The sequence below is a fragment of the Sphingobacteriales bacterium genome (assembly GCA_016699615.1).
Classification (GTDB): Bacteria; Bacteroidota; Bacteroidia; order Chitinophagales; family JADIYW01; genus JADJSS01.
In genome coordinates this window covers 1,833,602-1,845,405 of the sequence record CP064984.1, presented here as the reverse complement: position 1 = coordinate 1,845,405, position 11,804 = coordinate 1,833,602, and the positions used below count along the sequence as shown (strand labels likewise).

At 29.9% G+C, this 11,804-nt stretch carries 12 protein-coding genes and 1 pseudogene; 7 read left to right on the top strand and 6 right to left on the bottom strand.

Annotated features, from left to right (window positions below):
* Positions 1–7: 7 nt before the first annotated feature.
* Positions 8–577, bottom strand: coding sequence for a guanylate kinase (gene gmk, locus IPK18_08735; protein QQR96987.1), 570 nt, complete (start codon positions 575–577; stop codon positions 8–10).
* 66 nt (positions 578–643) lie between these two features.
* On the opposite strand from gmk, the gene IPK18_08730 reads away from it, so the two are divergent.
* The 3 genes from IPK18_08730 to IPK18_08720 are packed head-to-tail and all read left to right on the top strand — an operon-like array spanning position 644 to position 2,065.
* Positions 644–1,141 (top strand): CDP-alcohol phosphatidyltransferase family protein, encoded by a 498-nt coding sequence (locus tag IPK18_08730; GenBank protein ID QQR96986.1) that lies wholly within the window; start codon positions 644–646, stop codon positions 1,139–1,141.
* Positions 1,093–1,398 carry a hypothetical protein gene (locus IPK18_08725; GenBank protein QQR99367.1) on the top strand — a complete coding sequence of 102 codons (306 nt, stop codon included), beginning with the start codon at positions 1,093–1,095 and terminating at the stop codon, positions 1,396–1,398. The genes IPK18_08730 and IPK18_08725 overlap by 49 nt, the downstream gene beginning before the upstream one ends.
* The gene (locus IPK18_08720; GenBank protein ID QQR96985.1) at positions 1,391–2,065 is read left to right on the top strand and encodes a hypothetical protein; all 675 of its coding nucleotides are present in this window, start codon (positions 1,391–1,393) and stop codon (positions 2,063–2,065) included. Before IPK18_08725 ends, IPK18_08720 begins: the two co-directional genes overlap by 8 nt.
* 119 nt (positions 2,066–2,184) lie before the next feature.
* Here the strand turns inward: IPK18_08720 and IPK18_08715 are convergent, their stop codons facing one another.
* From IPK18_08715 to IPK18_08705, 3 genes are all read right to left on the bottom strand, one after another.
* Positions 2,185–3,093, bottom strand: coding sequence for a ribose-phosphate pyrophosphokinase (locus IPK18_08715; protein QQR96984.1), 909 nt, complete (start codon positions 3,091–3,093; stop codon positions 2,185–2,187).
* Positions 3,094–3,134: 41 nt separating this feature from the next.
* On the bottom strand, positions 3,135–3,722 hold the full coding sequence (locus IPK18_08710; GenBank protein ID QQR96983.1) for a 1-acyl-sn-glycerol-3-phosphate acyltransferase: 588 nt from the start codon (positions 3,720–3,722) through the stop codon (positions 3,135–3,137).
* 82 nt (positions 3,723–3,804) lie between these two features.
* Positions 3,805–4,383, bottom strand: a complete 579-nt coding sequence (locus IPK18_08705) for a 1-acyl-sn-glycerol-3-phosphate acyltransferase (GenBank protein QQR96982.1) — start codon at positions 4,381–4,383, stop codon at positions 3,805–3,807.
* Between the two features lie 69 nt (positions 4,384–4,452).
* Between IPK18_08705 and IPK18_08700 the strand changes: the two genes are divergently transcribed.
* The 4 genes from IPK18_08700 (at position 4,453) to IPK18_08685 (ending at position 9,088) form a co-directional block, all read left to right on the top strand.
* On the top strand, positions 4,453–5,670 hold the full coding sequence (locus IPK18_08700) for a hypothetical protein (protein ID QQR96981.1): 1,218 nt from the start codon (positions 4,453–4,455) through the stop codon (positions 5,668–5,670).
* Positions 5,660–7,057, top strand: coding sequence for a 7-cyano-7-deazaguanine synthase (locus IPK18_08695; GenBank protein ID QQR96980.1), 1,398 nt, complete (start codon positions 5,660–5,662; stop codon positions 7,055–7,057). Before IPK18_08700 ends, IPK18_08695 begins: the two co-directional genes overlap by 11 nt.
* The gene (locus tag IPK18_08690) at positions 7,054–7,890 is read left to right on the top strand and encodes a phosphopeptide-binding protein (GenBank protein QQR96979.1); all 837 of its coding nucleotides are present in this window, start codon (positions 7,054–7,056) and stop codon (positions 7,888–7,890) included. Before IPK18_08695 ends, IPK18_08690 begins: the two co-directional genes overlap by 4 nt.
* A gap of 79 nt (positions 7,891–7,969) precedes the next feature.
* Positions 7,970–9,088: a hypothetical protein gene (locus IPK18_08685; protein QQR96978.1), complete on the top strand. Its 1,119-nt coding sequence runs from the start codon at positions 7,970–7,972 to the stop codon at positions 9,086–9,088.
* A 12-nt stretch (positions 9,089–9,100) separates the two neighbouring features.
* On the opposite strand, the pseudogene IPK18_08680 reads toward IPK18_08685, so the two are convergent.
* Both IPK18_08680 and IPK18_08675 read right to left on the bottom strand, forming a co-directional pair.
* Positions 9,101–11,070, bottom strand: a pseudogene (locus IPK18_08680) (KUP/HAK/KT family potassium transporter).
* Between the two features lie 112 nt (positions 11,071–11,182).
* Positions 11,183–11,536 (bottom strand): TraR/DksA family transcriptional regulator, encoded by a 354-nt coding sequence (locus IPK18_08675; protein QQR99318.1) that lies wholly within the window; start codon positions 11,534–11,536, stop codon positions 11,183–11,185.
* Between the last annotated feature and the right edge of the window lie 268 nt (positions 11,537–11,804).

Here is an 11,804-nt window from a genome sequence, read left to right as displayed (position 1 = left end):
TATGCTACTATTGAATATATAATAGAAAATGTTTTACAATAGCCGCAAGTTGTTGCGAAGCAATTTCCAAATCGTCATTCACAATCGCAATATCAAAATGTTTTTTCTCGTGAATTTCCACGCTTGCTTTTTCCATTCTCTTTGCAATTTTTTCTGGCGAATCTGTGCCTCTATTTTTCAATCTTTCTTCTAATACTTCAAGATTTACTGGATCAATAAAAATCGTTAAAGGTTTAAACTTTAAATTCTTCATAATATTGATAGCACCAAAGACATCAATAACTAAAAGTGGAAATTGATTGAGTTGATTAATTCTATCTAATTCTGATTTTAGTGTGCCATAATAGGTGTCTTCATATACTTCTTGCCATTCTAGCAAAGCATCATTTTTTATTTGTTCTTCAAAAGCTTGAGTACTAATAAAATAATAATCTTTACCTTCGGTTTCTCCAGCACGGATAGGTCTTGTAGTTGCTGAGACTGAATATGCTAATTGTGGAAATTCTTGCATTAGCTTGTCTCCTAGTGTGTTTTTGCCAACACCTGATGGTCCAGAAAGTATAATTACTTTTTGCATGCGCAAAGATACTAAACAATTTTGTTTGCATTCTATATTTTCAAGAATTTTATATACTTTTATACAATGTCAATAAAACAACATATTCCAAACTCACTTACCCTACTCAATTTATTTTGTGGAGTGGCTGGCATTATATTGTGCTTATACAATCATTACTATTTAGTTCCTGTAATGGTTTTTATTTCGTTGGTGGCTGATTTTTTAGATGGATTTGTTGCCAGAGCATTGAAAGTAAAATCAGACTTAGGTGCGCAATTAGATTCTTTGGCAGACATGACTACATTTGGTGTTTTGCCAAGCATGATGTTATTCTCCATGCTCAATGCAATACAATCAGATGCACCATTGCATTTTCAATATAATAAAACAATGGGAAACCATGAAATAATATTTCCTGCATTATCATTTGTAGCTATATTTTATGCCATATTTGCCTGTTTGCGTTTAGCAAAATTCAACATAGACACAAGGCAAACTGTAAATTTTATTGGTGTACCAACGCCAATCTTGCCATGTTTGTATTGGGTTTGTATTGCTATTATACTTTCAATCATGGTGTAGTCAATACACTAATTATCAACCAATATACATTGATAGCAACTGTTGTTGTTTTATCTTATTTAATGGTTGCTGAATTGCCATTATTTAGTTTAAAAGGAAATCCATTTAACTACAAGGAGAACAATATTAGATTCATTTTTTTAATACTATGCATTCCACAAATAATAATTTTTAAATGGCTAAGTATGCCTACCATTATTTTATGTTATGTATTATTTAGTATAATAGACAACAATCGAAATAAACAAAATGCCTAAGTTAAATACTTTTTATTTTACTTTAATTTTTGCAGTATTTGCCATTTTACTTTTATTTATAATGCTCAATTTTTCTATGTTTGGTGTTGCAAATGGCAATGGCGGAAGATTTTGTGAAGCTGCACGTAATGCATTAATTCTTCAACCATCAAACTCATGGTCTAATGCTGGCTTTGTTTTCTTTGGCTTATTTGCTGCGTGGCAAATTACCTATCAGAAAGAAAAAATTGTGTGCCACAATGCATTTTCTGTTTCTAGTTTCTTTCCAAAATTTCTGTGTTGTATGATGGTGTTATTAGGACCATGTTCTATGGCAATGCATGCTACAGAAACAGATTTAGGTGGCTTGTTTGACATGAACAGTATGTATTTAATTGCTGGCTTTATGGTAAGCTATGCATCAGTAAGGTATTTTAAATTAAGCCATAAATATTTTGTATTAATTTATTTAAGTTGTTTAATATTGGGCAATCTATCGCCATATGCTCATCAATTCATAGATATTAATTTCTTTCTTGGAAATTTAGCTTTTGGTTTTATGTGTTTTATAGGTGTAGTGATTGAAGTATTAAATATTAAAAATACAATATCGACATTAAAAGAAAATACATATTTTATTGTGTGCTTTCATTTGTTGTTGCTTTTATTATTTGGAATTTTGGCGTAGATGGAAGTTGCTTTTGCAATCCACATTCATTATTTCAGTTGCATGCTGTTTGGCATATATTGTGTGCCTTGGCTATTTATTTCTTATTTAGATATTATGTATCTGAAAACGAAGTGTAATTACAAACTAAATTGTTCTGTAATTAATTTAGCTATACTTTTTACTACTAAAAAATCATCTTGTATTGCAATACTATTTGGATGCGAGTTTGTTGTATACACACATTGTATTATTCCTGCGTTTTTTAATTTCTGCAATGCATCTTGAATAAAAAGTCCATGTGTGGTAATTACAGCAATATTGCTAGCGCCTGCTTCTTTATAGGCTTTTGCTGCTTGTATCAAACTACCACCAGTGCGTATCATATCATCGTAAATAATGACTAGCTTATCTTTTACATCAGCAGAAATAGATGTGATTTGTGTTTCATTACCAGATATTCTTCTTTTAAAACACAAAGTCGCATTTACATTCATATCATTTGCTAATGATTCAACCCATTTTGCTCTACCAGCATCTGTAGATGCTAATACAAAATTTTGATTTCCGATTTCTGCTGCAGCTTCTTTTATAATATTTTTGCAATATACATGCACCGTTCTACAATTTTTTTCAAAATAGTATGGCAAACCTTCGGTGTGTAAATCGAATAGAAAAATATCATTACCAAATGGTGTTTGTGGAATGGAAGAAAATAATAATGCACGTGTTTTTGCTTTTACTATTTCGCCAGATTTTACAGCTCTTTCCATTGTTGCATATCCAAAATATGGAATTACAATGCTTAATTTATTGGCACCTAATTGTTCGCAAGCAATTGCAATATCATACAATTCTAATGTAGAGGAATCGTCTGTTGTTCCACCAATAATAACAACATGTTGTTGTGCTACTGTGGTACATATTTGATGATAAATTTCGCCATCTGGAAAAGTGTTTGTCTTTACTTCACCTAATTCAAATCTAGAATCAATTTTAATAATTTCATCTTTGAGATATTCGTATTTTCTTGTAGCAAAAAGAATCATTTGTGTATGTGCATTTTCAACTCAATATACAAAAAAATATGCTACGACCATCTTTCGTCTAACACACATCTATTTGGATATTTGCCTGTATGTATTTTATCTTTATAATAGTCCATGATAACACGCATATCTTCATCTATATTTCCTGTTGGATAGAATATTTTTCCGATAACACCTTCTTTGGTGTCATAATCTAAGTGTGCTAATGCAATAGGTACTTTTGTTTGCAATGCAACATAGTAGAAGCCTGTTTTCCACTGATGGCGTTTGCCTCTTGATGCTTCTGGTGTAATTACCATACATATTCTTTTATTTCTTTGGATAAGATTTGCTAATGCATCTACCAAACTTAATCTTTGATTTGTATTTGCTGATTTTGGTGTTCTATCGATTGGCAATCCACCAAGATATCTTAACAGCCAATTTAATGGAAAAAAGAATGCTTCTTTTTTGATGGCGAATCTTGCAGGAATTTTACCCATTGTGAATATTGCTCTTCCAAGTACAAAATCCCATGCTGATGTGTGTGGCGCAACAATGAGTACGCATTTATCTATTGGTTTTGCCAAATCTACATTGTATGTCCAGCCTTTTGCAATTAATATAATTCTTGAAATTATTTTTAACATTTTCAATTATTTGCGTGCAAAAATACATTTCAAAAAGGATAATTTTATACCCAAAAGTAACTACTAAAAAACTTGGTTTGCATTATGAATATCTAAGGTCTGTGCTAAATTTTTCTGGATATTTGCCTTTGATATCTTTGTAAAAAGCCATAATTGCTCTTAAATCTGCTTCCATATTATCTGATGGGAAAATAATTTTTCCGATTCCTGCAATTTTCTTTTCATAATCTAGATAACCACACAAAATTGGTACGCCTGCTAATTTTGCAGTATGGTAGAATCCAGTTTTCCATTCTGTTCTTAGGCTTCGTGTACCTTCTGGCGTAACCATGATATGCAATTCTTCATTCTCTTTAAATAAATTTGCCATTGCTTCCACGGTACTCAATCGTTGTTCGCCAGCTACTTTTGGTGTCCTATCGATAGCAATGCCTCCAAAGTTGCGCATTATTCTTTTAAATGGAAATCTGAACCATTCTTTTTTTAGTGTGAATTTTACTTTGAGTTGCATTAAATCAAAAGCTGCTAGAGAAATTATTAAATCCCAGTTGCTTGTGTGTGGCGCAGCAATAGTAATAGATTGTTTGTAATCTTTTATCATTTCTGTTTGTAGTTTCCAGCCTTTAAGCTTGAATATGAGTTTGAAAATCCAAATGAACATAATGAATGGTTGTTTGATAAAGGTAATATATTTTTCATTGATTTGGAATAAAACAGTATTTTTAATGAAGTGTTTTTAAGGTTTAAAGAAATATTTTATCATACTAATTTCTATAAGTTATTCTTTGGTCTGTTTCTAGCTCAATGTATTAATACTATTGGCTTTCTGATTTTACCTAAACTATATTCGCCACAAGCATTTGCTACTTTTGGTGTATTCACATCTTTTGTATTTATTTTAATAGAAATAATTAATTTAAAATTAGATGTTGCTTTGCAAGTAGAAAATAATCAAGAAAAACAAACTCAAATTTTATATCTATCTTGTATTATTGGTAGTGCAATTTCTATCATTGTCTCTATTCCATTTTTATTCATCTATAAAGAAAATTATTGGCTTACATTTCCTGTAATACTTGTTTTGTATGCACTCAACCAGCCAATGATTGCATATTTGAATATTATAAAAAAAGTAAATTACATTAGTACTTCAAGAATATTAATGGTTGTTGCAACATTATTTTTTTCTATCGTTTTCATAAAAGTTTGGCAAAATAATTTTGGATTAATTTATGCATTTGCAATTGGGCAAGCAATAGCTACAATGTATTTGTTTTACAAATTGCGTCATTTATTTTTTGTAAAAATTGACATATCTAATTTCAAGCAATTATTGCAAACTTACATTCAGTTTCCTACATTTGGTGTATTATCATCTATGGTAAATACTATTTCTAGAAACGGAATTATACCACTCATTGAATTATTATTTGGCAAAATATTTTGTGGTTATTATACCATGAGTGTTAGATTATTACTGGCTCCAGCATCATTGTACCAAACTGCAATGACACAGTTTTTTCTGCAAGAAGCCAACAACATTACAAATGAAAAACTTAGAATAAAAGTGTGGCAAACGTTTTGGATTGGAATTATTTTAGGTTGCATTCCTGTTTTGATTGTCGCATTTTTTGGAGAATCTATATTTTATTATCTTTTTGATAGCCAATGGATAGAAGCAGGAAAGCTATCGCAATATTTGGTATTTTGGTATTTTGCTAGTGCTGTAATTTCTCCAATTTCTATGGTATTAGATATAAAACATTTGCTACACAAAGAGCTAATTTGGAATATTATTTTGTTTGTTTTCAGAGCATTTGCATTGTTTGCTGGCTATTATTATAATGATTTTTGGACAGCAATTTTGTATTTAGTATTGGTTGGCATTGTCATGAATTTGGCATTGTTTTTTTATATCTTAAAAATAACTAAGCCAAATGGAAATTAAGCTTGCAATAAAAAATATTGATAAGCATTTCTATTCTTGGAAACAGAATAATTGTTGTTATTATATCAGTAACAATCATTTGGATATTGAACATTGTGCATTTGATAGTTTAGAACAAATTTTAGATGATGTAACTTCTATCGAGCAAAGCTTTTCTTTAATTATACATCATGAAGATTTTTTGTTTGCTTGTGTAGATGCCATAAGTGCATTCCCATTATTTTATAAAATAAATACGCACGAAATCAATATAACAAACAATATTCTAAGAAATGAAAATGACACAATTAATACAAAACAAGTTGAGTTTTTTAAACAGCATTTTTGTACAGAAAATGAAAACACATTGATTGACAATTGGAAAAGATTACAAATTGGCGAATATTTTTATTACAATAAAAAAGAAAACACGTACAAAATTGATAGCTATTTATCTATTATAAAAAATAAATATTCTGAAAATAAATCCATAAACTTCTATGATTTACTATTAAAAAAAGTAGAAAAAATTAAGCAACAATTTTATGATTATACTTTTGTAGTGCCACTTTCTGGTGGATATGATTCGCGTGCTGTACTTTGTTTGCTAAAAGATGCTGGCGTACAAAACATATTTACTTACACATATGGAAATATCAACTCAGAAGAAAAAAAAATAGCTGAAGAAGTTGCTAAAAAATTAGATGTGCCATGGTTATTTATTGAGTATGATGAAAATTTATTACAATTATTTTTTACTGATGTTTGGAAAGATTATGCATTGAACAATCATCATTTTACATCATTGCCACATGAGCAAGATTTTTTTGCATTACACTATCTAAGACAACAACAAATTGTTCCACATCAGTCAATTTTTTTTCCAGGTTTTATTGGTGATTATTATGCTGGAAGTATGTTTAAAGATGAGCATGCTATAAAATATTATTCAAAAGAATTAAATCAAGATTATATATTTTGGTATCTCAACAATAGAGCATCAAAATTTATTGTAAATGCTGTACGAAGTTTTGAGTATTTTGGCTATCAATGGCAGTTGATATTGTATGATATCCAACTTATCAATTATTTTTTTTTACAACAAAAAGACACAACATTTAGTCAATATGAAGATTTAATTTTTAATAACTTATTTAAAAACCATTGTGTTGATTTTAAGAAATCGAAGCCAGCAAACATTAAGCATTATTTAAAAAAAATTACGCCAAAAAAAATATTACAAACTTATCAGAAATACAATTCAACATCAATTAAAAATGACCCAATAAATGCGAATCTGATATCTAAAAAAATGACTATATTTGATACTACATTGAAGCAACATAAATTTAGAAATTTCAATAATATACACGCAATTTATTTTTTAAAATCAATACATATATCATGAGAAAATTAAGCATCATCCTAGTAATAAGCGTCTTATTTCTTGGACTAGCCATGTGTAATAAAAAAACTAAAAAAGGCATCGTAAAAACTCAAGAAAACAACACATCAACACTCATACAAATGCAAAAAAATGGCATCACATTAACTGAGTTAGTTTCAGTAGAAAACTTTGACAATGCAAGCTTAGAGTTGCTTGAAGTTGCATCAACAACTGAAGAATTAGACAACAACAAAATTAGATTAAAAGTTAATACACAAAATTATACTTTAGGCAAACAAACAGATTTGGCAAACACAAAAAACTGTGCAAACTCTGCACAAGGTCAGCATATACATTGTATTATAAATAACGAGCCATATTCTGCACAATACACCAACGATTTTGTGGTAGATGCAAAAAAAGATGGCATGCATACAGTATTGTGTTTTATTTCTCGTTCATACCATGAAAGTATTAAACATAGCAAAGCATTTTTTATTGATAATATTATTACTGGAAAAAGTAGATATGCTGTTAGATATGCCAACAAAGATTTATCAAAACCTATGTTGTTTTACAGTAGACCAAAAGGCGAATATAAAGATGCAGAAACAGATGCTGTTTTATTAGATTTTTATTTAATGAATTGTGATTTATCTAAAGATGGTTACAAAGTAAAAGCAGTTATCAATGGCACAACATTTATATTAACAAAATGGAGTGGTTATTTTATGGAAGGTTTGCCATTAGGCAAAAACACTATAGAATTAACATTATTAGATAAAAATAACAATGTAGTAGAATCATTATACAATAGTGTAAAAAGAGAAATTACACTAACTAAAACTAAATAAGATCTCATTTCATCAACCACAAAACTGTGTGTTTATATTTTTATCAAACTAAACTAAAGTATTTTCATACATTAGCTATATGAAATTTAGTGATGTAATTGGACAAGAAGAACTAAAAAGTCATTTATTAGAAATTGTGCAGCAAGGCAATATTCCACATGCACAATTATTTTTAAGTAATGCTGGTGCAGGTGCATTGCCATTAGCATTAGCATTTGCACAATACTTAGTTTGCACCAACAAGCAAGCACTAGATAGCTGTGGCACTTGTAGTGAATGTGTAAAATCACAAAAACTAATTCATCCAGATATACATTATACCTATCCAATTATTCCTAAAAAATCTGGCAAACCATCTTTGAGTACAGACTATATTGTAGAATGGCGCAAAGCAATTTTAGACAATTCTTATATTGATGTAGAAACTTGGCTACAACTAATTGATGCAGAAAATAAACAAGGAAATATTTCTGCTGATGAGGCAAGAAATATTATTAGAAATCTGAGTTTAAAATCTTATGAATCTGAATATAAAATACATATTATTTGGCTGGCAGAAGCATTAGGCAAAGAAGGAAATATCTTATTAAAATTATTAGAAGAGCCACCAGAAAATACCATACTAATTTTAATTTCAGAAAATCAAGATGCAATATTACCAACCATCATTTCTAGATGTCAAATTCTTAAAGTGAATATGTTGTCTGATGATGAAATTGAAGTTGCATTAATAAAAAAAGGAATAACTAAAAGCAAAGCACAGCAAGTTGCATTTTTAGCAAATGGAAATCTGATGCATGCTTATCAAATTTCAGAAAAAGAAATTGATGATATTACTTACACACTCATCAGTTGGATGAAATGCACCACAAGTTTTGATGTGAATGCGATACTAAAATGGGTAGACGAACAAGCCAAAATGGGTAGAGAAAAAATCAAAGCATTTTTGGAATACACAGAGCATGTTTTTAGAGAAACCATGCTACAACAATACCAAGCAAACTATGTACCTAAGCTAAATGATGAAGAATTGAAAATTGCTAAAGCTTTGAGAAAATATTTTCATCATTACAATCAAATACATGAAGTAATAAAATTGCTTGATCAAAAATATTACGAAGTTGAACGAAATGTAAATGCAAAAGTTTTGCTTACATCTGCTTCTCTAAAGATGAACCAACTACTTAGAAATGCATAATTGCATTTACAATTAATCTATTCTATCTAAGTGTATTGCTGCTTTGTTTGAGATATTGATAGGCACATTTTCAACTCTTACGTTTGTTCTTTCCAAACCAAAATCTACTTCTGTTGGTAAGCTTAAAGATTTGATAGTTGTATATGCTTTAATAGCTAATTGATTCCATCCTTTTAGTTCGTTGTCTGCAGAAATACTTGAATTTATCAATACAAATTTAAAATCTGCTGGATAACCATGTTTACGCAATGATGGATAATGACTCAATAAATCAATTTCTCCACGTTTGCCCATTTCCTCCACTATTTGCATAAACATTACATGCACCTTGTGTTCTACTTTGAAACCAAACTTCAATCTTACAAAGAAACATTTTTTTGGAATAATGGTATCTACGCTATAAGTTCCACCATAAGGTTCGTTTGTAATATCTACATGCACAAACCAATAAGTATCTGCGCGTTTAGGTTTTTTTCTAAAGATAGAATAAATGATATTTGAGTCTACGTGTTTTTTATCGTTTGCATTCGCCAAATAAACTAAGTTAGTTGCTTCTTTTGGTATCGAAGTATCTGCTTGTAAATCTTTAATATCATCTAAGAAATCATTAATCTCAACAAATTCTATATGTTTTTTTCTTAATTTTTTGCCTTCATTAAAGAAATACATTGCCATAAAAATAAACACTGCAATAATAAATGTAAACCAACCACCGTGTGTAAATTTCAATAAACTTGATGCAAAGAAAGAACCTTCTATCAAAAGAAATAAAATAAGGAAGCTCCATACAAGTACACTTGGCTTTCTTTTTATATACAAATAATAGGTAAGTAAAGCTGTAGTCATCAACATATTTAGTGTAATTGCCAAACCATATGCAGCTTCCATTTTTCCTGATTCTTTAAAAATAAGTACAACTGCTATACATCCAAAAAACAATAACCAATTGATAGATGGAATATATATTTGTCCTTGTTGCTCTGTTGGATAAATTACTTTCATATTTGGCCACAATTTTAGTTTCATAGCTTCATTTACTAGAGTAAATGCGCCAGAAATTAATGCTTGCGATGCTATAATTGTTGCTGCAGTTGCAATTGCAATGCCTATTGGTAAAAATGAACGTGGCATTATTGCATAAAATGGAGCAGTTTCTTCCCAATTATATCCACCATTATTATGTTCTAATACGAAAGCAGCTTGACCAAGATAATTTAATATTAAACAAACTTTTACAAAGCCCCAACTTACTCTGATATTTTGTTTACCACAATGACCTAAATCTGAATATAAAGCTTCTGCTCCTGTGGTACATAAAAATACGGCGCCTAAAAACCAAAATCCACCATCGTAATGAAAAATTAAATTGAAAGCGTACATTGGATTTAACGCTTTAATGATTGAAGGCATTGCTATAATTTGCATACCACCTAATATTCCAATCATAATAAACCAAATAAGTGTAATTGGTCCAAATAATTTACCTACTAAGTTGGTTCCAAATTGTTGTAATAAAAATATTATTGTAATAATGATTAATACAATTCCAACAATATCATTTGTAGTCAGTTTTGGATATAAAATAGTAAGACCTTCTACTGCTGATGAAATTGAAATTGGTGGTGTAATAAATCCGTCTGCCATTAGTGCTGCACATCCAACAAGTGCTGGAATGATAGTCCATTTTGCTTTATATCTTCTAACCAATGCATACAATGCAAAACTCCACCTTCACCTTTGTTATCTGCATTTAATGCTAGATATACATATTTGAATGAGGTAACGATGGTTAATGTCCAAAAGACACATGAAACGCCACCTAGTACTAAATCTTCTGTAACTTTATGGTTTCCTGAGATTGCCATTCCCATTATTGCTTTGAGCACATAAATTGGTGAAGTACCTATATCTCCGAATACAATTCCAAGTGTAATCAATACACCTGCTGTAGATAATGAGTGTAATTTATTATTATTTGCCATGTACCTTGAGCATATTAGTTCTGAAATATAATATGAATTGAATTACTTAATTAAATAGAAAACAATTCACACAAAAGTGCGCTAAGATAATTATTTATAAAATAATGCAATATTATTTTTGTCTTTTCTTTCCTTCTACACTTAGTGTAGCATGTGGCACAGCTCTAAGTCTATCTTTTGGTATTAGCAATCCTGTTTCTCTACAAATACCATACGTTTTATTTTCAATTCTAGCCAAGGCATTCTCTAGATGCACAATCAGTTTTTGTTGTCTTCCAATTGTTTGGTTTATTGATTCTCTTTCTGTTGTGTACGAACCATCATCCATACTTGAAAATTTAGTTTCGCTTTCTGCTGAGCTTCTTATTTGTGCTATATAGTAATCAACTTCTTCTTTTGCTTTTCTTAGTTTTTCATTAATTAATGTTTTAAACTCTTCAAGCTCAGCATCACTATATCTAACAATTGTTTTTTGTTCTTTGGTTAATGGTTTTAACTCTTTGTGTGTATATGTTTCGTTTGTATAGCTTGGAAGATGTTGCGTACCAACATGCAATTTTGTTTTAGAAATCTCCTTCACACTCAATTTCTGTTGTCCTTTCTTTCCTGTATTTGTTTTTTTAGCTGGCGTTGCTTTTGCTACAGTTTTTGTTGCTGCATTTTTGGTTGGCGTTGCTTTTACTACAGTTTTTGCTGCTGCTTTTTTAGTTGGCGTTGCTTTTGCTACAGTTTTT